27 protein-coding genes and 1 pseudogene are annotated in these 23,729 nt (G+C 74.4%); 14 read left to right on the top strand and 14 right to left on the bottom strand.

Annotated features, from left to right (window positions below; genetic code table 11):
* Positions 1 to 145: 145 nt before the first annotated feature.
* The 3 genes from HLV61_RS03525 to HLV61_RS03515 all read right to left on the bottom strand — a co-directional run bounded on the left by HLV61_RS03525 (position 146) and on the right by HLV61_RS03515 (position 2,412).
* On the bottom strand, positions 146 to 1,117 hold the full coding sequence (locus tag HLV61_RS03525) for a quinone oxidoreductase family protein (protein ID WP_369253004.1): 972 nt from the start codon (positions 1,115 to 1,117) through the stop codon (positions 146 to 148).
* Positions 1,118 to 1,210: 93 nt separating this feature from the next.
* Entirely contained in the window at positions 1,211 to 1,816 is a 606-nt protein-coding gene (locus HLV61_RS03520) for a dihydrofolate reductase family protein (protein WP_369253003.1), read from the bottom strand.
* Between the two features lie 224 nt (positions 1,817 to 2,040).
* The gene (locus tag HLV61_RS03515; RefSeq protein WP_369253002.1) at positions 2,041 to 2,412 is read right to left on the bottom strand and encodes a CBS domain-containing protein; all 372 of its coding nucleotides are present in this window, start codon (positions 2,410 to 2,412) and stop codon (positions 2,041 to 2,043) included.
* A 147-nt stretch (positions 2,413 to 2,559) separates the two neighbouring features.
* Here HLV61_RS03515 and HLV61_RS03510 point away from each other — a divergent pair, with 147 nt between their 5' ends.
* The 3 genes from HLV61_RS03510 to HLV61_RS03500 all read left to right on the top strand — a co-directional run bounded on the left by HLV61_RS03510 (position 2,560) and on the right by HLV61_RS03500 (position 4,280).
* On the top strand, positions 2,560 to 3,246 hold the full coding sequence (locus HLV61_RS03510) for a GOLPH3/VPS74 family protein (RefSeq protein WP_369253001.1): 687 nt from the start codon (positions 2,560 to 2,562) through the stop codon (positions 3,244 to 3,246).
* A gap of 297 nt (positions 3,247 to 3,543) precedes the next feature.
* Entirely contained in the window at positions 3,544 to 3,876 is a 333-nt protein-coding gene (locus HLV61_RS03505; RefSeq protein ID WP_369253000.1) for an NAD(P)H-binding protein, read from the top strand.
* Positions 3,873 to 4,280: a RidA family protein gene (locus HLV61_RS03500; RefSeq protein ID WP_369252999.1), complete on the top strand. Its 408-nt coding sequence runs from the start codon at positions 3,873 to 3,875 to the stop codon at positions 4,278 to 4,280. The genes HLV61_RS03505 and HLV61_RS03500 overlap by 4 nt, the downstream gene beginning before the upstream one ends.
* On the opposite strand, the gene HLV61_RS03495 is transcribed toward HLV61_RS03500, so the two are convergent.
* The 4 genes from HLV61_RS03495 to HLV61_RS03480 all read right to left on the bottom strand — a co-directional run bounded on the left by HLV61_RS03495 (position 4,273) and on the right by HLV61_RS03480 (position 7,310).
* The gene (locus HLV61_RS03495) at positions 4,273 to 4,497 is read right to left on the bottom strand and encodes a LuxR C-terminal-related transcriptional regulator (protein ID WP_369252998.1); all 225 of its coding nucleotides are present in this window, start codon (positions 4,495 to 4,497) and stop codon (positions 4,273 to 4,275) included. The genes HLV61_RS03500 and HLV61_RS03495 overlap by 8 nt on opposite strands.
* Before the next feature lie 39 nt (positions 4,498 to 4,536).
* Positions 4,537 to 4,692 carry a Zn-dependent oxidoreductase gene (locus tag HLV61_RS03490; protein ID WP_369252997.1) on the bottom strand — a complete coding sequence of 52 codons (156 nt, stop codon included), beginning with the start codon at positions 4,690 to 4,692 and terminating at the stop codon, positions 4,537 to 4,539.
* Between the two features lie 123 nt (positions 4,693 to 4,815).
* Positions 4,816 to 6,516, bottom strand: coding sequence for an FAD-dependent oxidoreductase (locus tag HLV61_RS03485; protein ID WP_369252996.1), 1,701 nt, complete (start codon positions 6,514 to 6,516; stop codon positions 4,816 to 4,818).
* Positions 6,517 to 6,521: 5 nt separating this feature from the next.
* Positions 6,522 to 7,310: an SDR family oxidoreductase gene (locus HLV61_RS03480; RefSeq protein WP_369252995.1), complete on the bottom strand. Its 789-nt coding sequence runs from the start codon at positions 7,308 to 7,310 to the stop codon at positions 6,522 to 6,524.
* 151 nt (positions 7,311 to 7,461) lie between these two features.
* Between HLV61_RS03480 and HLV61_RS03475 the strand changes: the two genes are divergently transcribed.
* Positions 7,462 to 7,896, top strand: a complete 435-nt coding sequence (locus HLV61_RS03475) for a GNAT family N-acetyltransferase (protein ID WP_369252994.1) — start codon at positions 7,462 to 7,464, stop codon at positions 7,894 to 7,896.
* Here HLV61_RS03475 and HLV61_RS03470 read toward each other — a convergent pair.
* A complete protein-coding gene (locus HLV61_RS03470) occupies positions 7,857 to 11,153 on the bottom strand; it encodes a BTAD domain-containing putative transcriptional regulator (protein WP_369252993.1) in 3,297 nt (1,098 codons plus the stop codon). The two genes, HLV61_RS03475 and HLV61_RS03470, sit on opposite strands and share 40 nt — an antisense overlap.
* A gap of 207 nt (positions 11,154 to 11,360) precedes the next feature.
* Between HLV61_RS03470 and HLV61_RS03465 the strand changes: the two genes are divergently transcribed.
* From HLV61_RS03465 to HLV61_RS03445, 5 genes and pseudogenes are all read left to right on the top strand, one after another.
* Complete coding sequence (locus HLV61_RS03465) at positions 11,361 to 11,825, top strand: hypothetical protein (RefSeq protein ID WP_369252992.1); 465 nt, start codon at positions 11,361 to 11,363, stop codon at positions 11,823 to 11,825.
* Between the two features lie 9 nt (positions 11,826 to 11,834).
* Positions 11,835 to 12,392 (top strand): hypothetical protein, encoded by a 558-nt coding sequence (locus HLV61_RS03460; protein WP_369252991.1) that lies wholly within the window; start codon positions 11,835 to 11,837, stop codon positions 12,390 to 12,392.
* A 52-nt stretch (positions 12,393 to 12,444) separates the two neighbouring features.
* A pseudogene (locus HLV61_RS03455) lies at positions 12,445 to 12,945 on the top strand (alpha/beta hydrolase fold domain-containing protein); the annotation flags it as partial.
* 75 nt (positions 12,946 to 13,020) lie between these two features.
* Positions 13,021 to 13,461: an SRPBCC family protein gene (locus tag HLV61_RS03450; protein WP_369253391.1), complete on the top strand. Its 441-nt coding sequence runs from the start codon at positions 13,021 to 13,023 to the stop codon at positions 13,459 to 13,461.
* Entirely contained in the window at positions 13,458 to 13,949 is a 492-nt protein-coding gene (locus HLV61_RS03445; protein WP_369252990.1) for a tryptophan-rich sensory protein, read from the top strand. The genes HLV61_RS03450 and HLV61_RS03445 overlap by 4 nt, the downstream gene beginning before the upstream one ends.
* 19 nt (positions 13,950 to 13,968) lie before the next feature.
* Here HLV61_RS03445 and HLV61_RS03440 read toward each other — a convergent pair whose 3' ends face one another.
* Together HLV61_RS03440 and msrA are read right to left on the bottom strand one after the other, a co-directional pair.
* On the bottom strand, positions 13,969 to 14,163 hold the full coding sequence (locus tag HLV61_RS03440; protein ID WP_369252989.1) for a hypothetical protein: 195 nt from the start codon (positions 14,161 to 14,163) through the stop codon (positions 13,969 to 13,971).
* 451 nt (positions 14,164 to 14,614) lie between these two features.
* Complete coding sequence (msrA, locus tag HLV61_RS03435) at positions 14,615 to 15,130, bottom strand: peptide-methionine (S)-S-oxide reductase MsrA (RefSeq protein WP_369252988.1); 516 nt, start codon at positions 15,128 to 15,130, stop codon at positions 14,615 to 14,617.
* A gap of 282 nt (positions 15,131 to 15,412) precedes the next feature.
* Here msrA and HLV61_RS03430 point away from each other — a divergent pair, with 282 nt between their 5' ends.
* A complete protein-coding gene (locus HLV61_RS03430; protein WP_369252987.1) occupies positions 15,413 to 15,556 on the top strand; it encodes a hypothetical protein in 144 nt (47 codons plus the stop codon).
* 23 nt (positions 15,557 to 15,579) lie between these two features.
* Here the strand turns inward: HLV61_RS03430 and HLV61_RS03425 are convergent, their stop codons facing one another.
* Positions 15,580 to 16,980 (bottom strand): glucose-6-phosphate dehydrogenase, encoded by a 1,401-nt coding sequence (locus HLV61_RS03425; protein ID WP_369252986.1) that lies wholly within the window; start codon positions 16,978 to 16,980, stop codon positions 15,580 to 15,582.
* Positions 16,981 to 17,281: 301 nt separating this feature from the next.
* On the opposite strand from HLV61_RS03425, the gene HLV61_RS03420 reads away from it, so the two are divergent.
* Complete coding sequence (locus HLV61_RS03420; RefSeq protein ID WP_369252985.1) at positions 17,282 to 18,112, top strand: oxidoreductase; 831 nt, start codon at positions 17,282 to 17,284, stop codon at positions 18,110 to 18,112.
* Positions 18,113 to 18,242: 130 nt separating this feature from the next.
* Positions 18,243 to 18,761, top strand: a complete 519-nt coding sequence (locus HLV61_RS03415) for a hemerythrin domain-containing protein (RefSeq protein ID WP_369252984.1) — start codon at positions 18,243 to 18,245, stop codon at positions 18,759 to 18,761.
* A gap of 126 nt (positions 18,762 to 18,887) precedes the next feature.
* On the opposite strand, the gene HLV61_RS03410 is transcribed toward HLV61_RS03415, so the two are convergent.
* Positions 18,888 to 19,568, bottom strand: a complete 681-nt coding sequence (locus HLV61_RS03410) for a GntR family transcriptional regulator (RefSeq protein WP_369252983.1) — start codon at positions 19,566 to 19,568, stop codon at positions 18,888 to 18,890.
* Positions 19,569 to 19,755: 187 nt separating this feature from the next.
* Positions 19,756 to 20,484, bottom strand: a complete 729-nt coding sequence (locus tag HLV61_RS03405) for an alpha/beta fold hydrolase (protein WP_369252982.1) — start codon at positions 20,482 to 20,484, stop codon at positions 19,756 to 19,758.
* A gap of 793 nt (positions 20,485 to 21,277) precedes the next feature.
* Between HLV61_RS03405 and HLV61_RS03400 the strand changes: the two genes are divergently transcribed.
* Positions 21,278 to 22,159 (top strand): glycerophosphodiester phosphodiesterase, encoded by an 882-nt coding sequence (locus HLV61_RS03400; protein ID WP_369252981.1) that lies wholly within the window; start codon positions 21,278 to 21,280, stop codon positions 22,157 to 22,159.
* Positions 22,160 to 22,342: 183 nt separating this feature from the next.
* Here the strand turns inward: HLV61_RS03400 and HLV61_RS03395 are convergent, their stop codons facing one another.
* Positions 22,343 to 23,107 carry a hypothetical protein gene (locus HLV61_RS03395; RefSeq protein ID WP_369252980.1) on the bottom strand — a complete coding sequence of 255 codons (765 nt, stop codon included), beginning with the start codon at positions 23,105 to 23,107 and terminating at the stop codon, positions 22,343 to 22,345.
* A gap of 295 nt (positions 23,108 to 23,402) precedes the next feature.
* Here HLV61_RS03395 and HLV61_RS03390 point away from each other — a divergent pair.
* The coding region (locus HLV61_RS03390; protein WP_369252979.1) for a hypothetical protein at positions 23,403 to 23,729 on the top strand (327 nt) is incomplete at its 3' end.

Here is a 23,729-nt window from a genome sequence, read left to right as displayed (position 1 = left end):
GACCGGGCGTCGTTGCACACCCCCAGCAGTGGTCGGTGACGACGCTAGGAGCGGGCATGCGGACGGACGAGGGGTGCTGACCCCTGTGGGGGAGACGGGCCACCGCCCGGGAGGAACGGGCCTCCCGGGCGGTGACGCGCAGTGACTAGCGGGTGGGGTCGAGGACGAGCTTGCCGCTGGTGCGGCGGGACAGGATGTCCTGGTGCGCCTCGCGGACGGCGCTCAGCGGGTAGCGGCCGCCGCCGACCGGCTTCAGCGCGCCGTCGGCGACGAGGGACAGCAGCTCGGTCATGGCGTCGTCCATCATCGACGGGCGGTTCATGCAGTGGGCCAGCCAGAACCCGATGACCGCGCGGCTGGTGCCCATGAGCGCCGGGGCCTGCACCGGCTTCGGCGGGGTCCGGCCGGCCATGCCGTAGGCCACCAGCCGGCCGAAGGGCGCCAGCGCGGAGAACGACCCGTCGAACACGTTGCCGCCGGTCATCTCCAGGACGACGTCGACCCGCTTGCCGCCGTTGGCCTCGCGCAGTGCGGCGGCGAACGTCTTGGGATCGTCGTCGGCCAGGGCGGGGTCGACGGTGGCGTCGGCGCCGAGCTCCTCGGCCAGCGCCCGCTTCTCCGCGCTGGAGGCGGTGGCGATGACCCGCCCGGCGCCCCACCGCTTGGCCAGCTGGACGGCGAGCGAGCCGACCCCGCCGGCGCCGGCGATGACGACGACCGACTCGCCCGCGGCCAGGTGCGCGCTGGTGCGCAGCAGGTGCCAGGCGGTGGTGCCCTGCAGCACCACGGCGAGGGCCTGCTCGTCGGTGACGGCCTCGGGCACCGGCCAGGTCAGCCGCGGGTTCGCGACCACCTTCTCGGCGTAGCCGCCGCCCTCGAGCAGGCCGACGACGCGCTCGCCGCCGCCGGCGGGGCGGCCGACGAACTCCGCGCCGGGGACGAGCGGGAGCTGCTGCGGCGCCAGGTAGCTGTCCTCGGTCTGGTGGGTGTCGGCGAAGTTGACTCCGGCGGCGCTCACCTCGTAGAGCTGCTGACCGTCGCCGGGGACGGGGTCGGGGAGGTCGACGACGTTCAGGACCTCGGGACCGCCGAATTCGGTGATCTGGACTGCGCGCATGCCCGTGACCCTAGGTCCTCGGAGCTGACGAGACTTCCTGCCATCCAGGATCCGACGCTGTGCTCCTCGTAGACGATGGACGTCCCCGCGACGTCACGCAGAGGCGATGAGGGGCGGGTGCTCGAGCACCCGTGGCTCGTACTCGAGCAGCTGGATGCGGCCGTCGAAGGTGCGGTGCTCGATCATCTCGAGGGCGACGTCCGGGTAGCCGTCGTAGATGCGTTCTTCGCCCGTGGCCCCGGTGATCACCGGGAAGATCCCGACCCGGAAGCGGTCGACGAGTCCGGCTCGTAGAAGGGACCGGCACAGGCTGAGGCTGCCGATCGTGCTGAGGAGCCCCGAGCCGTTCTCCTTCATGGCCCGGACCGCTTCGACGGCGTCGCCGCGGACGAGCGTGCAGTTGGCCCACGCCAGTGGCTCCTCGAGCGAGGAGGAGAACACCACCTTGGACGCTTGGGTGAGCTCGTCGACGGACGCCTCCTCCTCTGGCCTGAACTCCGCTTGGCCATCCGGGACCTCGCCGGCGGCGAAGCCCGACATCAGGCGGTAGGTGTTCGCTCCCATCAGGTAGGTGGCCTCGGGCTGCTCGGCGAGCCAAGCGAGGTACTCCGGGCCCTCGAGGCCCCAGAACCCGGGCCAGCCCTCTCCCGATGCGTAGCCGTCGAGGGAGGTGATGAAGTCGACGAGGAGCTCAGACATGGTGGCGTCCCTTTCTGGGGTGTCACGAGCCTGGACCGGTCGGGAGCCACGAACTCATCGGCGTGCTGCGGGTGACGAGGAATCCGTGACGCGGCAGCCGATCGTCCCTGCCCGCCCGTCCGTCAGGCGGCGATGTCGACTCGCCGACGACGCCAGCGCCTACCGGCGTCGCCAGCGCCTACCGGCGTCGCGAACGGCGTGTCCGGCGCAGCCGCCCTGCGGTCTCACGCGCCCTGCGCGGCTTGGCACAGATCGTCCAGGTCGACGACGCCCACGAGGCGCCTGCCGTCCTCGACCAGCACGTGCTGCACGCCCTGCGCCAGCATCAACCGGGCCGTATCGGCGGCGGCGGCATGGCTGTCGACGGTCAGCGGCTGCTGTTCGACCACCTGCCAGACGCGTGTGCGCTCAGGGTCCCGACCGTCGGCGATCGCCTGGGCGACGTCCTCGTCGCGGATCACGACAACGGGTTCGCGGTCGTCGTCGGTCGTCACGACGAGCGCCGGCGCGCGGAGATGCTCGATCAGGTAGGCGGCCGCAGCCAGACGTGCCGCCGGCTCGATCCTCGCGATCGGCGGGCGCATCAGCTGCCCCACGGTCCAGCGGTACCTGGGGGCCGTCCACGTCGGCGCACTGACGCATCCACGCTCGGGTCGGTGCCCTGCCCTGCTGGTCCCGACCTCCGCCTGGGTCGTCGTGGCGGTCGTGCTCGCCGCGCGGTTCTTCCGTTGGGAGCCGCGCCGATGACCGCGGACGACCTGCTGATCGTCGACGACCTGATGCTGCTCCTGATGGACGACGACGGCGCCTCGGTGCAGGGCGCCGGGACCTTGCACTACACGCTGGCCGGCGCGTTGCTCACCGAGCTCGCGCTGCTCGGCCGGGTGGTGACCGACGACACCAGGATCGTGAACGGCCCACGGGTCGACCCCGCGGGCGCGGGCCCGCTCCCCGACCCGCTGCTGCAGTCCGCCTACGACACGGTGGCCGGGAAGACCCAGCGGGTCCAGCCCCTGCTGCTCGCCCTCGGCGGCGACCTGTGGCGCGTGGTCGGCGCCCGACTGGTCGAGCGCGGGCTGCTGCGCCGGGAGGAGCGCCGCGTCCTCGGCGTGTTCCGCAGCACGAGGTGGCCGGCCGACGACGAGCGGCACGAGGCGCAGCTGCGGGTGCGGATCCGCCGGGTGCTGGAGGACGGTGACGAGCCGGACGCCCGGACCGCAGCCGTCATCGGCCTGCTGTACGCCAGCGGGTCGTTGCCGTCCCTGCGGCCACCGCTGCCCTGGTCGACGCAGACGGTGACCCGCGCGCAGCAACTCCAGCGCGGGGAGTGGGGCACCGCGGCCGTGGGGACCGCCGTGACGCGGACCGCCGCGACCATCGCCGCGTCCAGCGCCGCAGCAGCCATCAGCGTCTCGATCGCCACCAGGTGAGCACCCGATGACCAGTATCGAGCCCGCGTCGATCACGGCGTCGCGCCAGCTCGCCGCGGACTCCCGTGATCGGGGCCGTCAGGTCCGCCGCGGCCCGCCGGACGTCCGGCTCGGTCGGCGTGGCTCAGGCGCGACAGGGGCAGGCATGGCGGATCGACGCACCATCCGCCCTCTCGGGCGCCCGGCGGCCGAGCACCTCGACGTGACCGGCTCCGCCGGTGATCCGGCGAGGGACGAGTGGAGGCTGGGCCGGGCCCGTCGCGTGCCCGCGACGCCGACGAGGAGCACTACGTCGCGGTGAAGGAGCTCACGGACGTCGAAGTCGGCCTGAGCGACCTCGATTGCCTGATCCTCCGGCCCTCGATGCTCGTGGATCGCCCTGGGACCGGGAGGGTCTCCCTCGGTCCGGCCCAGCCCCACGACGAGATCGCGCGCGAGGACGTCGCCGCCACCCTGGCCGGACTGCTGCACGAACCCCGCATCCGCTGGCAGCTCCTCGAGCGCAACGGAGGGGGAGGCGCCGATCGCCGCCGCTGTGCGATCGAACGTCCGATGACGCGCCGGAGCGACGTCCTCCGGCCCAGGCCTCAGCCACTGCACGACACGCCCGGGACGAGGGAAGCCACGTGAGCGTCCAGCTCAGCCACCCCGACGGCCTGCTCCAGCAGGCCATGTACGCGCCCGTCGCCCCAGCGACGGGATCCCGCCTCCTGCTGCTCGCCGGACAGGTGGCGGTGACGCCCGCCGGCGAACTGGGAGCGACAGACTTCCCGGGCCAGGTCCATTCCGCGTTGCGCAACGTCGCCCTCGGGGTGAGAGGCGCTGGAGGTGACGTCAGCGACGTCGCTCGACTGACCTTCTACGTCGTCGACTGGACGCCGGCGCTGGTGGAGGGACTCGAGGAGGGCCTCTCTCGGGCCCAGGAATCCGACGGTCTCAGCTCTCCCTTGCCACCCTGCACCGTCATCGGTGTCCAGGCCCTGTGGACCCCGGACCTCCTCGTCGAGATCGAAGCGACCGCCGTCCTCACCTGATCACCACGAGCGCTCGCGGTCGCCCCGGACGCCCGCTACGTCGGCGCGCCGCCGGCAGCTCAGGGGAGCCGCACCCCTCGAGCTGCCGGCGGGCGTCGATGCCTGGCTTGCGGAAGATGTCGCGCAGGCGGGCCACGATCGTGCGCGGGCTGAGGAACAGCTGCTCGCCCACCTCCGTGGACGTCACTCCGGTGGCCACCAGTCGTGCGATGTGCACCTCCTGGGCGCCGACCGGCCGGGCGCCTGTGCCGAGAGGTCAGTTCCAGTACAGGCGGTGGTGGGTGTCGGCGACGTCGACTCCTGCGGCGCTCACCTCGTAGAGCTGCTGGCCGTCGCCGGGGACGGGGTCGGGGAGGTCGACGACGTCGAGGACCTCGGGGCCGCCGAAGCGGGTGATCGGCACGGCTCGCATGCAGCTGAGGCCATGGCCGCCCACGCCCCGCCTCCCCGGCGGTGTGGTCCGGATCTGCGCTCGACCGCCTCGACACCCGGGAGAGCGGTGTCGGAGGGGTACGGGACGACGACACCGACGGGTTCACGCCGGCGCACGGGTCCTGAACACCGAGTTCACGTAGTCGAGCACGGGTCGGGCGGCGGCGGGCTGGCTGCGGAAGGCGATGTGGCCGTCGGGTCGAACGAGGTAGAGCGACTCGGCCGCGGCCGTGTAGCGGTGGTGGGCGTCCCGGTGGGGGTCGAGGAGCACCGCGACGTCGTCGAGGTGGTCGGGCCTGCGGTCAGCAGGCACCACGACACAGGTGCGGACGTCGTCCCCGAGGGCGGCGCGCACCCGTCGGGCGGTCTCGGCCATCCGCCGGTACCCGACGCCCGTCGGGGCCGAGCCGTCGAACAGCAGCAGCGTGAGATGTGTGCCCCGGAAGAGGTCGAACAGCCGCGTCGGCGCACCGCTGTCGCCGTCTCGTCCCCGGGCGTCCGGTGCGCGGTCGCCGGCGCGCGGGCCGGAACGGAACCGGATGTGGTCGACCACGCCGGCCGCCTCCCCGTGGCCGGCGAGGTCCATGGTGGCCAGCTCGCGGGCCAACGAGCTGTTCCGGTAGCCCACGTCGAGCTCGGCCACGCCGTCGAGGAGCCGGTCCAGGACGACCGGCAGCCGCAGCGCGGGCACCAGGACCCGGTCGCGTAGGAAGGTCATGACGGGACGGGGGGAGAAGAAGGCGCTGTGGCCCAGGTCGCTGCTCGTGAGGACCGCGAGGGCGACCGGCCTCCGCTCCTCCTGGTACGTGTCGAGGAGGGCGTGGCCAGCCCGTCCACGCAGGACGGCGTCGAGCTTCCAGCCGAGGTTGTACGCGTCCTGGATGCCGGTGTTCATGCCCTGCCCGCCCGCCGGACTGTGCACGTGGGCGGCGTCGCCGGCCAGGAGCACCCGTCCCGCCCGGTATCGGTCGACGATGGCGACCCGGGGGCTGAAGTCGGACAGCCAGGTGGCGTCGCTCAACCGCGCGTGTCCGAGGTCCCGTTCGGCGAACAGGCGCCGGAACAGCTCCAGGGACGCCGTCTGGAGGGTGCCGGAGGCGTCGGGCCGGACGCTGGCCTGCACCTGCCACGTCCCGCTCCCGTCCAGCGGGTCGGCGGCGAGGTACCCGTCGTCGTCGAACCAGGCGTAGGACGGGCCGTCGGCCGGCAGGCCCTCGATCCGGACGTCACCCAGGACGAAGTGCTCCTCGTGGCTCTCGCCGCGCATGGGGATGCCGGCCAGCGTCCGTACCCGGCTGCTCCCGCCGTCGCACCCGACGACGAAGGCGGCCCGGATCCGCTCGACCGTCCCGGTGGAGCCGTCGGTCACGGTGGCGGTGACACCGTCGTCGTCATGGTGGAGGTCGACCAGCTCCTGTCCGAGCCGGACCACGCCGCCGAGCTCCACCAGTCGCGTCCGCAGCAGCTGCTCGGTCCGCCACTGCGGCAGGACGACCAGGTTCGGGTACGGGACACCGGGCTGCGGCGGGCGGGCGGGTACGTCGAGGTCCAGGGCGAGCCGTCCGCCCGAGTACAGGCGCACGTGGTGGTGGGTCCGGCCGGCGGCCAGGGCCGCCTCGGCGATCCCGAGGTCGTCGAAGACCTCGAGACTGCGCGGTTGCAGTCCCTTGCCGCGGGACCGGGTGTGGTGGGTCGTGGCCCGGTCGACGACCGTGCAGTCGACGCCACGGCGACGCAGGTCGCAGGCCAGCGTGAGCCCCGTCGGGCCGGCGCCGACGACGAGGACGTCCGTGCTGGTGCCCATGGTGGTCAGCCCTCCGGGAGCGGGGACGGGGAACGGCCGTCGAGGAACTCCCGCCAGGTGCGCCCGCCGGAGCGGTTCGCCGGGACGAGGTTCGCGCCCTCTCGCAGCGCCGCGGAGAGCGCGCCGGGCAGGGGGAGCTCCACCACCGGGCGGTGCCGCCCGGTCCTCCGGAGGCGGTCGCGGACGAGTTCCGCGACGGTGAACGCCTCCGGACCGCCGAGGTCGGGCAGCCGGCCGGCGGGCTCAGCCGCCACGGCGTCCGCCAGCCGGCGGGCGACCTCCTCGACGTCGATCGGCTGGATCCGCCAGCCGCGCGGCACGGGCACGACCGGCAGCCGCACCAGGCGGCCGAGCAGCTCCTCGACGAACCCGTGGAACTGCGTGGTGCGCAGGACGGTCCACGGCAGCCCGGACCGCGCGACCGCCTCCTCGGCGGCCAGCTTGGCCCGGTAGTACGTCACCGGGATGCGGTCGATGCCGACGATGGAGACGTGGACGAGGTGCGGTCGGCCGGCCTCGCGTGCGGCCTCCAGCAGCCGCTCGGTCCCCTCCACGTCGACCGCCCGGGAGTTCCGCGGGTCCGTGGCGCAGTGCACGACCGCGCTCGCGCCCGCCACCGCTCCGGGCAGGCCGACTCCGGTGCGGAGGTCGGCCACGGTCACCTCCGCGCCGGGAACCGGCGGCGAGGCCGGGCTCCGGCTCAGGATCCGCACCGGACGGCCGTCGGCTGTCAGGGCGCGGACCACCCGGCGCCCGAGCAGTCCGGTGCCGCCGGTGACGAGCACGCTGTCCACGGGAGGTCCCCTCCGTCAGGGCGGGTAGGTGGAGGGAGCGTCGCCGCCCGGCCTTGACGCTCGGTTGGCTCACCGCGCGTGCGCGGCGCCAAGCGGGCGTCAAGCCACCGCGGGGACCGTCGGGCCGGAATCCGCGGTCAGGGGAGGGACGATGGCGCCGATCCCGCGTGGCTCACCGGCCGGCATCGTCTTCCGGCGGCTCGACGCAGCTCCCGAGCGGTGCGAGGCCGAAGGGCTGCTGTCCGCCTGTGCGCTGGCCGACCACGACGCCACCTGCGAGTGGTACGGCCTGTGCGATCTGACCGCGACGGCGAGCGGCCTCGCGGGGGTGGCGGTGGTGCGCTCCGTGGATCCCACGACGGCTCGGTTGTGCGGCCTCGCCCTGTCGGCGGCCTACCGGGACCCCTCCCTCGGACGCCGGCTGGTGTGTGAGGTCGTGGACCGGCTCCGGGCGTCGGGCGTCGAGGAGCTCACCGCGGCGCCCCCTGCCGACCGCCGGGTCGCCGCGCTGCTCACCGGGGCCGGCTTCTCCCCGCGGGAGCCGGTTCAGGGCTGCGGATCGGGGTGGTCGCGGCTGCCGCTGTGACCATCGGGCGCGACCGCGCGGCAGGTCTCCGCAGCGCGCCGCAGCAGCATGGCCGACCCCTGCTCGCGGGCGACCGCAGCCGCCTGCCGGAGCGCGCTGCGGGCCTCCTCGGAGCGCGGGGGTGTCAGCGCGGCCAGGGACAGCGCCCGCAGGCGGTGCAGCTCGGACTCGTAGGAGCGCTCACCCGTGCGCGCGACCCGGGCCAGCGCGTCGTCGAGCAGGTGCAGGGCCTCGACGGGCTGGTCGTTGCGCAGGTGCGCCTCCGCCAGCAGGCCGAGGCCCCACCCGACCAGGTGCTGTGTGCCACCGGCCTCGGTCCGCGCGAGGTGACCGCGGAGGGCGGGGATCGCGTCCACGGGATCACCCTCGATCGCGCGCGCCCAGCTCAGCACCACGGCCGCGTACCCGGCCGGCCAGGGCAGGTTCCAGCGCTCCACCAGCTCCAACGTCTGGGTGGCCCACCTCCGGGCTGCAGGAGGGTCGCGGCGCATGGCGGAGACGAGGGCCGCCCCGGTGAGGGTGAGGGCCTGCGCGAACGGGGATCCACCGCGCGAGTCCCTGACGGCCGTCGCCAGCAGCTCGATCCCCGCGTCCGGCTCGTCGAGGGACGTGAGCACCGCGGCCAGCTGGAGCTGCAACACGATCCGCGGCGGCAGGAACTCGCGGCCGTCCACCGGGCCCGCCACCCGCAGGCCCTGCTCGAGGTGGTCCCTGGCGGCGGTCAGCCGGCCCTGGGACCACAGGGTGCGGCCCAGCGACAGGTGGCTCACCACGAGCGCGGCCGGGTCGTCACTGCTCCTGGCGACGTCGAGCATGCCCTCGGCCAGGGCGGCAGCGGCCGAGTGGTCGGCCCGCGCGAAGGCCACCTCGTACAGGCTGCGGCTGGCGGCGAGCAGGGCTGACCTGTCGCCGAGGTCGTCGGCCAGCTCACGGGCTCGGCTGAAGTGGACCCAGGCGTGCTCGCAGCCGCTCCCGTGCAGCTGCACCAGCAGCGTGCCGAGACGGATCTGGACGTGCAGCTCCGAGGCAGCGCGTCCCGGTGTCGGGGGCATGGTGGCGAGCAGGTCCAGGCTGCGTCGCAGCTGCCGCTCGGCCTCCTCGTGCGCCAGCGTGTCGAGGCACCGCTCCGCCGCGGCGATCACGTGGGGGACCGCCCGCTCGGCGCCGACCACCGGTGCGGCCAGCCACCAGTGCTGGGCCAGCTGCAGGACGGAGTCGACGTCCTCGCCCCGGTGGTCCACCAGTGCCTGTCCCACCCGGGCGTGCAGCCGGGCCCGGCGGGCGCGACTGATCTCCCCGTAGATGGCCTCGCGGATGAGCGCGTGGGCGAAGCGGAAGCGGCCCACCGTCGCGGGGTCCTCGACGACCAGTCCGGCCGACACGGTGAGCTCGACGGCGGCGAGCGCGTCGTCGTCGTCCAGCCCCGTCACGGCACGGACGGCGTCCAGGTCGAACTCCTGACCGATGACCGCCGCGACGAGCAACACGGTGTGGGTCTGGTCGGGGAGCCGGCCGAGTCGCCGGCGGAGGACGTCGCGCACGCCGGCGGGGACCTGCTGCGCGACCAGCGCCGCCGCCTCGCCCGCGGTCCGCTCCGGCCAGCCGTTGGCGGCGAGCAGGCGGAGCACCTCGATGACGAAGAACGGATTGCCGCCGGTGCGGTCCCCGACCAGCCGGGCCAGCTCGTCGTCGGGGTCCGTGCCGGCGTGGGACGCCATGACCCGGGCCACGTCCGCGACCTCCAGACCGCCCAGCTCCAGCCGGTCCACCGGGACCGCCCGTGCCAGCTCGGCGAGCGTGTCGGCAAGTGGCTCCCCGGCGTCGAGGTCGGGGTCCCGGTAGGTCACCAGCACCACGACGGGTGCGTCGGCCACCGTCGTGGCCAGGTGGCTCAGCAGCCGGTGGGAGGCGACGTCCGCCCACTGCAGGTCGTCGAGGACCACCAGCAGGCGTCGGCCGGAGGCGAGGCCCCTCAGCACCGCGGTCGCTGCCTCGCAGACCCGGAAGCGGGCCGCTTCCGGGTCGATCACGGGTGCGGGGGGCCGGGGGCCGCCGTCGGCCAGTTCCGGCAGGATCGGTGCGAGCTCGACGGCGTGGGGGCCCGGCCCGGCGCCGGCAGCTCCGGGCGTCCCGTCACCGAGCAGGGTCCGGAACACCTGCGTCCACGGCCAGAACGGCGGGGCCCCGGCGTCCTGGTCGCTGCGCCCCCAGCCCACCGCCACCCCGCATGCGCGGGCGCGCCGCGCCGCCTCCTCGGCCAGCCTCGTCTTCCCGATCCCGGGCTCGCCCGCCACCAGGATGATCCGTCCCCGGCCGGTCGCCGTGCCAGCCAGCGCCTCGTCGACCACCCGCAGCTGTGCCTCGCGCCCGACCGGACCGCCGGGCCTGGCCGGGGCTCCGACGTCCGCGGCCCCGACGGTGGTGCGGGACACGACCTGCGTCGGGACGGGCGCCGGCGCGGGCGTGCTCCCGGAGTCCGTGGCAGTCGCCGTCCCGTCAAGTCGCGGGTCCTGGCAGAGGATGTCCCGTTCGAGGTGCCGGAGCGCCTGGCCGGGGTCCAGGCCGAGCTCCTCGCGCAGCTGCGCGCGGAACTGCTGGTAGCTCTGCAGGGCCTCGGCCTGCCGCCCGCAGCGGTAGAGCGCGGCCATGCGCAGACCCTGCAGGCGCTCCCGGAAGGGGTGCTCGCCGGTCAGCTGCTCGAGCTCGGCGACGATCCGGGCGTGCCGACCGGTGCGGAGGTCGGCCGTCAGCCGGTCCTCCAGCGCGGTCAGCCGGAGGTCCTCCAACCGGGCCCGCTCGGCCTGCACGAACGGGGCATCGGCGAGGTCGGCGAGGACCGGCCCGCGCCACAGCCCGAGTGCCGTCTGCAGCGTCTCCGCCGCGCGCGGTGCCTCCCCCTGCTGCAGGAGGTCGTGTCCGGTCCGCGCGAGGGCCTCGAAGCGCGCGGCGTCGACGTCGTCGGGGCCGACCACGAGGCGGTAGCCCGGCGCCTGGTTCACGATCACCGTCGCGGGCGCCCCGGGTAGGCGCTGCGGTTCCAGCAGCCGGCGCAGGTGGGAGACGTACGCCTGCACCGAGGCGAGGGCCTGCGGTGGCGCGTGCGGGCCCCACAGCTCCTCGACCAACCGGTCGAGCGGGACCACCGTGCCGGCGTCGAGCAGCAGGATCGCGAGGACGGCGCGCTGCTTGGGCCGCCCGAGGGCCAGCGGGCGACCAGCATCGAGGACCTGGAGCGGTCCGAGGACGTCGAACTGCACCGCGCACCTGCCTCTCCGGCACCCGCCGGGCTCGCCGTCGGGCCATCCTGCCGCGCGGCGGCCCGATCCCGGCCCCTTGCCGTCGCCGCCCTCCGCGTCCCGTCAAGCGGATGCCCCGGATCCGTCAAGGGCCGGGCCCGACGGTCTCCCCGGGGACGCCGGTGACCCACCGACCCCCGCCCGGATCCGCGCTCCTCCGGAGGCCCCATGCGTCTCGCCGTCAAGGTCCTGCTGGGGTGGTTCGCCCTGTTCGGACTGGGGATCGGCCTCTGGCAGGCCGTCCTCCCGGCGTCCTTCTATGCCGACTTCCCCGGGATGGGACACCACTGGGTCAGCCCGGACGGTCCCTACAACGAGCACCTGCTCCGCGACGTCGGTCTCGGCAACCTCGCCGTCGGCACCGTCGCGTTCGTCGCGCTGCTCACCGGAGGGGTCTGGCTCGCCCGCGCCGTCGGCCTGGCCGTGGTCGTGACGAACCTGCCGCACCAGCTCTACCACCAGGCGCACGTGTCGGTCCTGCCGACCGTCACCGACCAGGTCCTGCAGTCGATCTCGCTCGCCGCGGTCAGCCTGGCCGCCGTCGCGCTGGTGGTCCTGGCCTCCCGGCTGCCCGCCTCCGCCTCGACGGCACCGCAGTCAGGTCCCCGCGCACCCGCACCGACCCACCTCTAGGAGAACGTCATGGACCTCGCGCAGCTCCTCGCCGACTTCGGCGACTGGGCCTTCGACCGGCACGCCAACCCGCTGAGCTGGTACATCAGGCCGCTCTTCCTGATCCCACTGGCCTGGTTCGCCCACCGGCGCAGCGGCTGGGGCATCGCCGGCACACTCGTCGCGCTGGCCACCAGCATCTTCTGGTTCCCGGCGCCCGCCCAGCCGGATCCGCAGATCCTGGAGTTCCTCGACTTCGAGCGGGAGTGGATCACCGGTACCTGGGACCTCGAGAAGTTCGTGCAGGCGACGCTCGCACCCCTGGCGCTGACCGCCTACTGCCTGGCCTTCTGGCGGCGGTCGGTGGGCTGGGGCCTGGTCCTCCTGAACGCCATGGCCGGCGGGAAGCTGCTGTGGGGTGTCGTCGTCGGCGACGGCACCGGATGGGCGATGACCGTGCCCGGGTTGGTCGGGCTGCTGATCTGCGACACCGCCGTCCTCTGGGGGTTGCGGCGGTTCCGGGCGCGCCGGCCGCAACCGGCAGGGGAGCCGTCAGCTCCGCCTGTCCTGTCGTCGATCTCCTCCTGACCGCCCGCGCCGCTCGTCCCCGGCTCGGAGGAGGACACCATGACCGCTGTCGATGGCGGCCGTCATGGTCGACCACCGTCTGGCGCCCGAGCACCCGCACCCGGCGGCCCTGGACGACGTCGTCGCCGCCCTGCAGGCCCTGGTGTCGGCCGGGGCGCTCCGACCGGGGCGCTGGGCGCTGGCGGGGGACAGCGCCGGCGGCGCCCTCGCGCTCGCCGCGACCCAGACCCCGCTCGCCACGCAGAGTCCCTGCCCGCGGCACTCGTGCTCGTGGCGCCGTGGGTCGACCCGGCCTCGCCGATCCGCAGATCCCCGGGACCGAGCCGGACGACCCGGTCCTCAGCCGCCGGTTCCTGCAACCGTCGGTCGCGGCCTACGCCGGCCGGACCGGCTGGGCGACCACCGGCTGTCCCCTCTGCACAGCGACCTGGCCGGACTCCCGCCCGTGCAGGTCACCGCGGGGACCCGCGACATCCTCGTCCACGACGCCCGCCTGCTACGACAGCGGCTCCTGGACGGGGGTGTGGCCGTCGACTCCCTCGCGGAGCCCGGCGCCCTGCACGCCCACCCCACCCTCGGTGCCGCTGTCACGTCCCGCAACACCCCTCGACCCTCGAAGGAGAACGTCGTGTCCACGCGACTGTCCGCCCCGATCGACGTCGGAGCCACGCCCGAGCGGGTGTGGGAGGTGCTGACCGATCTCGCCGCGTACCCGGCGTGGAACCCGTTCATCGTGTGGGCAGAGGGAGCCGTCGGCCCGGGCCGGCGGCTGACGTCGACGATGCAGCCGGTCTTGCTCCGGTGGCGTGGCAGGCTGGGCCTGCCCGGGCTGACGGACGCCGAGCACACGTTCGCGCTGCAGCCGCGGGCAGGCGGCACCCGGCTGGTCCAGTCGGAGGTCTTCCGGGGTGTCCTCGTCCCGTTCGTGGCTGCGTCGCTGGACCGCAACACCCTGCCCGCCTTCGTGGCGATGAACGAGGCGCTCGAGAGGCGGGCGGAGGACCCGGCGCGCGCGGTCGCGCACACCGGCGCGGTCGCCGACGGCGGCACGGGGACGAGTGCGGCGTGAGGCGGCGATCCGTGCTCCGGGCGAGCGCCTGCGCGGGCGCGGCCGCCGTCGTGGGGAACGCCTTCATCGGGAAGCCGGCGATGGCCTGGTTCCATGGCCTCACCGCGCCGCGCTGGCAGCTGCCGATGCCCGCCTTCCTGGGCGTGGGGGCGCTCTACTACGGGATCGTCGGCTACGTGCTGGCACGGACCATCGACCGTCGAGACGCCCGCAGCACGGCGTGGGGCCTGGCGGTCCTCATGGGCAACGAGGCCTGGAACGGGGTCTTCTTCGGCCGCCGGAGTGCTCGTGCGGGCTTCGTCGGGCTGTGCGCCTTCGTGGTCCCGCTCGTGGCGCTCCAGTGGTCGGTCGCCGGGGACGCACGCTCGCGCAACGCGCTGGCCCCGTACACGGCCTACGTGCTGCTGTACGACCTGCCGTGGACCTACCGGCTGTGGCGACTGAACCCGACACCCGCGCGGGGGCATCGTCCCGCCCCCCGGGCTTGACGTGCCGGCACCGATCCCATCACCCACCCACGGCGGCGGCGGCGGCCACGGCGGCCACGGCGTCCGCGTCTCCTTCCGCGACCACCACTCCGGCCGGACGGTCGCAGGCGCCGGCGTGGTGGACGAAGGCGGTGACCTGGTGTCCGACGGTCTGCGCCCGCTGGACCACGGCACCACCGGTCCTGCCGACGGCACCGAGCACGAGCACTGCCACGGCGTCTCCTCGTCGATCGACGGTGCTGCGGGTCGAGCCGTCCACCCGCTGGGATGACAGTCGCCCCAGGAGTGCTGCTCCCACAGGAGGGGAGAGATCGGCCGGGTCACCGGCACGGTCCGGATGAGGTCAGTCGCCGTACCGGGCGTGGTGCGTGTCGGCGAAGTCGACGCCGGCTGTACTCACCTCGAGCTGCCGGCCGTCGCCGGGGACGGGGAGGTCGACGACGTCCAGGACCTCGGGTCCACCGTCTTCGGTGGTCTGGACGGCACGCGTGCACCTCGACCGGGGGGCAGGCCACACGCGGTCCCGTCGGCGCCGGGTCCCGTCTGCCCTCGACCACGGGCCGGCGGGTCGGGGCAGCGGGCCAGCGGAGGGAGCCCCGGGGGATCGGTGACCGGGGTGTCGGCCCCGTGGGTGCCGGTGCCGGCACCCACGGGACCTCAGGTCGTCATCGGCTGGTCTGCGCCTCGCGGCGCGGGAGCACCCAGTCGGGCCGCACGTAATGGCAGGTGTAGCCGAACGGGATCTTCTGCAGGTAGTCCTGGTGCTCCTCCTCGGCCTCCCAGAAGGGGCCGGCCGGCTGCACCTCGGTGACGACCTTGCCGGGCCACAGACCCGAGGCGTCGACGTCGGCGATCGTGTCGAGCGCGACGCGCCGCTGCTCCTCGCTCGTGTAGAAGACCGCCGAGCGGTAGCTGCGGCCCACGTCGTTGCCCTGTCGGTCCTTCGTCGACGGGTCGTGGATCTGGAAGAAGAACTCCAGGAGCTCCCGGAACGAGATCACCCCGGGGTCGAAGACGATCTCGACCGCCTCGGCGTGGTCACCGTGGTTGCGGTAGGTGGCATGGGGCGTGTCGCCCCCGGAGTAGCCGACGCGGCTGGAGAGCACGCCCGGGCGCTTGCGCAGCAGGTCCTGCGCGCCCCAGAAGCAGCCGCCGGCGAGGATCGCGGTCTCGGTGGTCACGACAGGTGAACACCGTGCCGGTACCCGGCGTTCCCGCCGGTCCCGTCAGGTGGTGGACGAGCGACTCCGACGCCCCGTCGGCGTCCCGGGCGAGGGCGGCCTCCCCCGGCGCAGGACCCGCCGGCGACCGCTCGGCCGCCTCCTCCCGAGGCCCTCCGTGCGCAGCTCGCGGGGGACCGGCGTCGAGGTGGCCGAGCTGGTGCCGCCAGCCGTCGCCGCCGCGGGACAGGAGGAGGTCGACCCGGCGGCTCCACCGCTCGACGCCCACCTCGACGAGGGGTCATGGCGCTGCTGGCCGTGGAACCGACGCCGCACGAGGTCCTCGTCGGGGGCGTGCTCGCGCACCGATGGGCCGAGCGCGGCGGTACGGACGCCGAACTCGTGGAGCGGCGGTCACGGTCGCTCAGCACCCTGCCGGACCGCTGAGGACGCCGGTCGCGCCGGAGCGCTCACCCCCGCCTCGCGGCGGCGCTCTCCCCGAGCGGGGGAGGGCCGGCCGCGCCGGCGGGGTACTCCAGCATCGGCACGGCGTCCTGCGCCCACGCCTGCAGGACCGGATCGACGATCCGCCAGGCCTGCTCGGCCTCCTCGCCGCTCACCGAGAGTCGGCTCCCGCCGGACAGGAGGTCGGTCAGGACCTGGCCGTAGGCGGTGCGCTCGCCCGGAGCTGCCACCTGCGCACCGGGCTGCCGGCCCGCCTCCGGCGCGTCCAGCTCGATCCACCACCGGTCGGCCGCCACCCGCTCGGCGTCTCCCGGGTCGCCCGCCGGCGCGGCGGTCCGGAAGTGGAGGGCGACTCCCTTGCGGGGCGTTCCGAGTGCCTTCCCGGTGCGCAGCACGAACCGGGTGCCCGCCCACCGGGGGGTGTCCAGCTCCAGGACCACCTCGGCGTAGGTCTCGGTGCCGCGAGCGGGGTCGACGCCGTCCTCGTCGGTGTACCCGGGCACGGTCCGCCCGCCGGCGGTGCCCGTCCCGCTCAGCGTCCCCGCGGTGTAGCGCGCCCGTCGGGTCCGGACGGGGACCTCCGCGGCGGAGAGCGCGCGGACCGACCGCAACAGCTCCAGCTTGGCCGCGTGCAGGTCACCCTCGGTCTGCCGAGCCGGCTGCTCCATCGCGACGAGGGTCAGGACCTGGAGCACGTGGTTCTGCATCACGTCCCTGACGGCACCGGTCCGGTCGTAGAAGTCCGCCCGGCCCTCGAGCCCCAGCGTCTCCTCCCACAGCACCTCGACCTCCGCGATGGACGCGCTGTCCCAGACGGGTGCCAGCGGGTGGCCGGGGGCGCGCAGGTCCAGCAGCGCCTGCACCGTGGGCATCCCGAGGAAGTGGTCGACGCGGAACGCAGCCTCCTCGACGCCGCCGGTCACGCGGGTGAGCAGGCCGTTCAGTGCCACGGCGCTCGCCAGGTCCGTACCGAACGGCTTCTCCACCGCGATGCGGCTGCCGGCCGGCAGGTCCGCGTCGCCGAGCGCGCCCAGCATCGCGGGGAACAGCGCCGGGGGCAGGGCCAGGTAGACGGCCACCGCCGCGCGGTCAGCGGCATCGCCGTCGTCGCCGAAGGCCCGCGCCGCGGCGGCGACGGTGCCGGCCGCTCCGGGGTCGACCGCCCGGTACCGCAGGCGACCGACCAGCGCGTCCCGTACCGCGGGCGGGACGTCCCCGGCGTGCTCGCGCAACCGGCTCGCCACGTGCGACCGGAAGGTCCGGTCGTCCCAGTCCTGCGCGGCGCCGCCCACGACCTGCAGACCGTCGGGCATCCGGCCGTCGGCCGACAGCCGGGCGAGCGCCGGCAGCAGGAACCGCCCGGCGAGGTCGCCCGTGGCACCCAGCAGGAGCAACCGGTCGATCACCGGTGCTCCCCGAGGACGGGAACGGCGGGGGGTCGGCTGCGTCCCGGCCACGGGTCCGGTCGCGGAGGAAGCGGGGCTGTGACCATGGCCCGACCATCCTCCCCGTGCCCCGCGACGGGCGCCCACGCGGCAGGGGACCGTCCGCGCATGGCGACCGGTGCGCGGTGGACCGCCCGCCGGCGGCTGCCCGCGTGGTTGGGACCGTTCCCGGCTGGGGAACCTGCCGGCGGACCGGGAGCGGTCGCGGTCGCCCGTCCGGGCCCCGGCAGCCCGCACAGGACCACCCTCGGAGAGGAACAGCATGCCCACCTGGCTGATCACCGGCTGCTCGACCGGGCTCGGTCGAGCCCTCGCCGAGGCGGTCATCGGGGCCGGCCACCACGCGGTGGTCACCGCGCGCGACGAGGCGACGGTCGCCGACCTCGTGGAGCTGGCTCCGGACCGCGTGCTGGGCGCGGCGTTGGACGTCACCGACCCGGCGCGGGCGGCGGCCGTCTCCCGACAGGCCGAGGACCGCTTCGGCGCCGTCGACGTCCTGGTCAACAACGCGGGATACGGGTACCGCGCCGCGGTCGAGGAAGGTGAGGACGCCGACGTCCGTGCGTTGTTCGAGACCCACTTCTCCGGGTCGGTGACCATGATCAAGGCGGTGCTGCCCGGGATGCGGGCGCGCCGTGCGGGGGCGATCGTCAACGTCTCGTCGATCGGGGCGCACGTCACCCCGCCGGGATCGGGCTACTACGCGGCGGCGAAGGCGGCACTCGAGGGGATGTCCGGCTCCCTGCGCGGCGAGCTGCGGCCGCTGGGCATCTCGGTGACCGTCGTCGTGCCCGGCGGGTTCCGCACGGACTTCTCCGGTCGCTCGCTGACCCAGTCCCGGACCCCGATCGACGACTACGCCGAGACGGCGGGCAGGCGACGCAAGGAACGCGACACGACGCACGGGACCCAGCCGGGCGACCCGGCGCGGGCCGGCCGGGCCATCCTCACCGCCGTGGAGTCCGCCGATCCGCCGGCGGTGCTGCTGCTGGGCAGCGACGCCCTGAGCAGCTACCGGCAGGTGCTCCGCGCGGCCCTCGCCGAGGCCGACGAGTGGGAAGAGCTGAGCGTCAGCACCGACTTCCCGGACTGATCCCCAGCGCTCGAGCGTCTGCGCATGACCGCGGCGGCCCTGGTCGTGGCCGGAGACGTCGCCGACGAGTGGTCGAGCACCGGGCCTGCTCCGTCCGCCTACCTCACCTCGGCGCGGGTAGGTGTCCGGCGTGTCCGACTTCGAGATCACCGCCCTCGTCCTGGCCGAGCACGAGGTCTTCCGGCGGGAGTTCTCAGCGCTCGAGGACCTGTCCGGCCAGGAGCTCGCCGCCGCGTGGGAGGCACTGCACGCCAGGCTGGAGGTGCACGCCGTCGCCGAGGAGCAGTTGTTCTACCCGCTGCTCGCCCAGGAGGCCGACGGCGAGGAGGAGACGGCGGAGGGCGTGCACGACCACAACGAGATCCGGCACGCCGCGGCCGCCGTCGAGGAGCACGAGATCGGCAGCGAGGACTGGTGGGAGGCGGTGCGCGCCGTGCGGCAGGTCAACGCCGACCACATGAGCGAGGAGGAGACGGACTTCTTCCCTCCGTTCAAGGAGGCCGTCGACGACGAGCAGCGCGAGGCACTCGGGATGCGCTGGCTGGCGTTCCACGACGAGCACGAGCAGGCCGCCGGGCTGTCCGGCGAGGACGCGGAGGTGGCCGAGGTGGTCACGACCGAGGTGCCGGAGGGGGATCCGTCTCTCTGAGCAGGACCCCCGGTGGCCCCGCTCCGGCGAGATCACCGCACACGCCCTGTGCGCGCCGGCCGTCCTGGGGCCCGGGCGCTCCGCCCTGATGCACTGCCACGAGCTGTCGAGCGCCGCCGCCCGGCGTCATCCGTCGCCGTCCGAGGGGTCGGTGGTCGGCTCGTCGCCGGCCGGCAGGCTGTGCCAGGTGTCGTAGGCGACGCTTGCGGCGCCCTCGACGTCACCCGCGGCGCAGAGCCGGATCAGCTCGTCGTGCTGTGCCACCGATGCGCGGCCCTGCGTCGAGCCGAACCGCAGCCGCTCCGCGCGGCGCAGCGTGGGGGTGAACTGCTCGAGCACGGTGGCGAGCGCCCGGTTGCCGCAGATCGTCACGAGGACGCCGTGCAGCGCGTCGTCGGCACGGACGGCCGCCTCGACGTCGCCGGCCTCGACGGCGGCGGCGAAACGCCGGTTCGCCTCGCGCATGGCCGCCACGTCCGCCTCGGTGAGGGCCAGGACGGCCTCGCGGACCGCCACCTCGTGCATCGCCGCGACGACGTCCCGGGCGTCCCGGACCTCCCGGACGTCGAGCGGGCTGACGACGGTCGACCGGCCCGGCTGGGCGAGGACGAGGCCGCTCTGCGCGAGCCGCAGCAGCGCCTCCCGGACGGGCGTCCGGCTGACGCCGAGCCAGGTGGCGAGTTCCAGGTCCTTGAGCTGCTCGCCGGGTGCGAACGTGCCGTCGACGATGCCGTCGCGGAGGCGGCGGTACACGTCGTCGCGGAGCAGGCTGCGGTCGAGGCGAGGATCGCCTGGAGGGATCGGCACGCAGTACATTGCACCGCGGGGCGCGTCCCCGGCAACGAGGCTCCTCCGGTCGAGCGCCGTCGCGGGTGCTCCGGGACGCGCGGGATCCCGGACGGCACGATCGGGATCGTCCGGATCGTCTTCCGGCGAGGGCGCCCCGGCCCCGGCGGACGTGTGTGGTCCCGCGCGCCGGGGCCGGGGCGGAGGCTCAGCGAGCGGTCTTCTCCGCGGCCTCGAGGATGACGTCTGCGACGGCGCCGGGCTGCGAGACCGTGACGGCGTGGGAGGCGTCGACCTCCACGAGGTGGGCGTTCGCCCGCTCCGACATGAAGCGCACCAGCTCGGCGGGGACGGCGAGGTCCTGTGCCGCCAGCAGCACCCACGACTCGATGGACCTCCAGGCGGCCCGCGTGGCCGGTGCCTCGAACGCGGCGAGGGCGAGCGGCCGCTGGGTGACCGCCATCCGCTCCGCGACGTCGGTCGCGACGTCCCCGGCGAACAGGGCGGGGAACCTCGACCGGTCGATGTAGAGCTCGGTCGCCGTCCCACCGTCCGGGGTGGGGTACGGAACCGGCTGCGCGGCGCTGCCGAGTTCGGCACCCGGGAACTTCGCGACGAGCTCGGCGAGGCTCTCGCCGGGCTCCGCGAGGAAGCTCGCGACGTAGACGAGGGCGGTGACGTCCGGGTTGCCGTCGGCCGCGTGGCTCATGACGGCTCCGCCGTACGAGTGGCCCGCGATGACGACCGGTCCCTCGATGCCGGCGAGGACACCGCGCAGGTACTCGGCGTCGCTCTCGAGTCCGCGGAGCGGGTTCGCGGCTGCGACCACGGGGTGGCCGGCCCGCCGGAGGGCCGAGATCGAGCCGTTCCAGCTCGAGGAGTCCGCGTAGGCACCGTGGACCAGGACGATCGTCTGCTTGCCGGATGAGGTGTTCATCGCGTCGATCCCTCCGGGGGTTGTCGTGCGCCGCTTCCCAGACCGGTCGCCAGCCCCGTGCGGTCTAGAAATGCAATATATTGGCAATCCCGGCAACGGTGTCAAGCCCCTCCTACGCGGCGAGGTCGCGCACCACGTCACCCGGCACGGCCAGGACCGGGTCGCGAAGGTGGTGCTGATCAGCGCGGTGCCGCCGATCATGGTGTGGCGGCTGGGGACGATGGGCGGCGCCAAGGACCACATGACGGGGTCGTCGCGTTCTCCCGGACCGACTCACCGACGACCTGAAGAAGGTCACCGTGCCCGTGCTGGTCATGCACGGCGACGACGACCAGGTCGTGCCCTACGCCGACTCCGGGCCGCTCTCGGCCGAGCCGCTGCCGAACGGGACGCTGCAGACCTACGCCGGCCTCCCGCACGGCATGCCCACCACGCAGGCCGAGACGATCAACGCGGATCTGCTGGCCTTCCTCCGGGACCGACCTCGGGGCCGCCGGAGCGGGCGATCTGCACGCCTTGCACACAGCGGGGGCGATGGGCTCCTCCCCGAGGGCAGGGATGGCGGCCGGTGGCTCACGACCGGCCCACCACCCCGTCGCGGGGCGGGGCCACGTACCGGGCGACCGACGCACGTGTCACCCGGCCGACGCCGGGTAGTCGCCGGTGCCAGCGGCGGCAGGACGGGGGACCTGGCGCCGGACGACAGTGACCCGGTGCTCGCGCCCGGTGCCCGGACCGTTCGAGGAGACCGTGTGCCCCGTACCGGGCTCCGTGTGGCCGCGGCCCGGACGTCGTGAGCCTGCCGCCGCGCGCACCGTCCGAGATCGAGGTCGTGGCCCACCGCGGCGTCTCGGCGGAGGCTCCCGAGCACACCCTCGCGGCCTACCAGCAGGCGCTGACCCTGGGGGCGGACGCCGTGGAGTGCGACGTCCGGATGACCCGCGACGGCGTCCTCGTGTGCGTGCACGACCGCCGCATCAACCGGACGTCCACGGGCCGCGGTGTGGTCTCGGCGCTGGACCTCGCCGAGCTGGAGCAGCACCGCGTCGTCCGCCGGCGACCGCGGGGTGCCGCGATCCGGGGCCGCCCGTCGCCTCCCGTGGTCGAGGACGACGAGGAGCCCGACGAGGACGCCGGACGGGTGCTCACCCTGGACCGGTTGCTGGAGTACGTGACGGCCTCGCCCGGGCGCGTGCGGTTGGCGATCGAGACCAAGCACCCGACCCGTCACGCCGGCCAGGTCGAGGCGGCCCTGATCACGAGCCTCCGGCGGTTCGGACTGCTCGCCGGTGGACGTCCGCTGGAGTGGTCGGGGCGTCCGGCGGTCCGGGTCATGAGCTTCTCCCCGACGGCACTGCGGCGGGTCCGTGTCCTGGCGCCGGATCTCCCCACCGTGCACCTGGTCCGCCAGATCCTGCCGCGGACGCGGACGCGGACCGTCCTCCCGGCCGGCACCGCCGTCGGTCCGTCGCTCGCGCTGGTGCGCCAGGACCCGGGCCTGGTCGAACGGCTGCACCGGGCCGGCCTGCAGGTCCACGTGTGGGTGGTCAACCGCCCGCGCGACATGCAGTTCGCGCTGTCCCTGGGGGTCGACGCGATCATCACGGACGAGGCCGCGCTGCTGATGCAGCTCCTGGGACGGGACGGACCGCGGCCCTCGATGAGCACGGGCTGACCGTCGCCGGGACGGCATCGGGGAGGTCGTCGACGTCGAGGACCTCGGGGCCGCCGGAGCGGGTGATCCGCACGGCTCCTGGGCGGCGACGGTGAGGGGGTGACGCGATCGCGCCGGTACGCGGGCGACCAGAGGCCGTCGCTCCCGGCGGCAGAGGTCTGCCCGGAACGGCCGACGTGTCGCTCAGGACCGGGGATCGTCCTGGCGGACCTCGCTCTCGGGGATCTCCTCGACGGTCACCGGCGCGGGTGCAGCGGGCCCGAAGACCCTGGAGGCGGCCGCGATCGTGCCCTTCAGGACGTACTGCATGTAGTTGGCGGCGGCCATGGGCCCCACGCCGAAGGGCAACGTCCCGGCCAGCAGTGGCGGTCCGACCGCCAGCGCCCATGCCCGGAGGACCTCCGACTGCGAGGCGACGATCTCCCGCCGCTCCTCCGCCGTCAGGGCCGCCACGGCGTCGTACGCGGCGGGCCTGCCCACCAGCGAGGCGTGACGCCCCAGGACGGCGGCGGGACGGATCTTCCCGGTCTTGTCGAGCTTGCCCGCTCCCTCGGTGAGTACCAGGAGGACGGCGATGCGCGTGAGGTCGGGGTCGGTGAGGTCCCTGTCGTGGAGCAGGCCCACCTTGATCGTCGCACTGACGGCCTCCTTCAGGACCTCCCTCAACGCGACGGGGACCGCGGCTGCCGAGATCGCCGTTCCCACACCCGGCAGGATCGACGGCAGGGAGTAGGAGACCGCTCGCGCCGCCCTGAGACGGTTGCCCCGCGTCACGGGATTGACCAGATCGCCCGGGGCGACCAGGGGCCTGCCGGCACGGACCTTGTCGACGACCTTCTGGGCCTCCTCGAGGGAGGGTTGGAGAGTCCGGTTGATCAGAGCCATCGCGCGGTCGACGGTCGCCTCGATGTCGAACTCCGGCTTGGGGAGGTTGAAAGCGCCGGTCATGTCGGGCTCCTGTCCGTCGTCGACTCCTGGAGGATGTCAGCCGGTCGCGTGGATCGCCGGACGGCGGCCCCGGGGTGTCCGCCTGCAGGGCATGGTCCGGGGTCGGGATCCCGTGGCCCCGACATCCGAGTGGGCGCACGAGCCCAGCCGTCACGGGCGTGGGCAGTCGAGGCCCGCCGGCTGCCGCTCCTGGGTGCCGCTGGTGGTCGTGTGGGCGATGACTTCGACGGCGATGAGTCCTCGCGGTGGTCCCGGTCTGCACCCACGGGAACCGAGCGCACCGGAGGGCAGCGTCATGACCGCGACCTACACGTTCGACGTCTTCTCCAGCCTCGACGGCTACGGCGCCGCCGGCGGCGACTGGACCGGCTACTGGGGCAAGCAGGGCCCCGAGTTGCTGGCCCACCGCCTCGACCTGTTCGGCGAGGAGCAGCGGATGGTCTTCGGCGCCACCACGTTCCGCCAGTTCGTGGAGATGCTGGCCTCGAGCACCGAGGAGTCCGAGGTACGTGACCCCTGGGTCACCCGGATGACGAACACGCCCGCGACGGTGGTGTCGACGACGCTCCGAGAGCCCCTCGACTGGCCGGACGCGACCCTCCTGAGCGGGGACGCCGTCGAC

This window comes from Geodermatophilus amargosae (assembly GCF_041028265.1).
Classification (GTDB): Bacteria; Actinomycetota; Actinomycetes; order Mycobacteriales; family Geodermatophilaceae; genus Geodermatophilus; species Geodermatophilus amargosae_A.
Note: the sequence above shows the minus strand (reverse complement) of the source record. Positions and strands in the feature narration are given on the sequence as shown.

Excerpts from the sequence above, each read along its gene's own strand:
- HLV61_RS03510 (WP_369253001.1), top strand. The coding sequence starts at position 2,560 with ATGACCGCGGACGACCTGCTGATCGTCGACGACCTGATGCTGCTCCTG.
- HLV61_RS03485 (WP_369252996.1), bottom strand. The coding sequence starts at position 6,516 with ATGGGCACCAGCACGGACGTCCTCGTCGTCGGCGCCGGCCCGACGGGG.
- HLV61_RS03395 (WP_369252980.1), bottom strand. The coding sequence starts at position 23,107 with ATGACCGGCGCTTTCAACCTCCCCAAGCCGGAGTTCGACATCGAGGCG.
- HLV61_RS03475 (WP_369252994.1), top strand. The coding sequence starts at position 7,462 with ATGGCGCCGATCCCGCGTGGCTCACCGGCCGGCATCGTCTTCCGGCGG.
- HLV61_RS03460 (WP_369252991.1), top strand. The coding sequence starts at position 11,835 with ATGGACCTCGCGCAGCTCCTCGCCGACTTCGGCGACTGGGCCTTCGAC.
- HLV61_RS03405 (WP_369252982.1), bottom strand. The coding sequence starts at position 20,484 with ATGAACACCTCATCCGGCAAGCAGACGATCGTCCTGGTCCACGGTGCC.
- HLV61_RS03430 (WP_369252987.1), top strand. The coding sequence starts at position 15,413 with ATGGCGCTGCTGGCCGTGGAACCGACGCCGCACGAGGTCCTCGTCGGG.
- HLV61_RS03520 (WP_369253003.1), bottom strand. The coding sequence starts at position 1,816 with ATGTCTGAGCTCCTCGTCGACTTCATCACCTCCCTCGACGGCTACGCA.
- HLV61_RS03525 (WP_369253004.1), bottom strand. The coding sequence starts at position 1,117 with ATGCGCGCAGTCCAGATCACCGAATTCGGCGGTCCCGAGGTCCTGAAC.
- HLV61_RS03490 (WP_369252997.1), bottom strand. The coding sequence starts at position 4,692 with ATGCGAGCCGTGCCGATCACCCGCTTCGGCGGCCCCGAGGTCCTCGAC.
- HLV61_RS03465 (WP_369252992.1), top strand. The coding sequence starts at position 11,361 with ATGCGTCTCGCCGTCAAGGTCCTGCTGGGGTGGTTCGCCCTGTTCGGA.
- HLV61_RS03420 (WP_369252985.1), top strand. The coding sequence starts at position 17,282 with ATGCCCACCTGGCTGATCACCGGCTGCTCGACCGGGCTCGGTCGAGCC.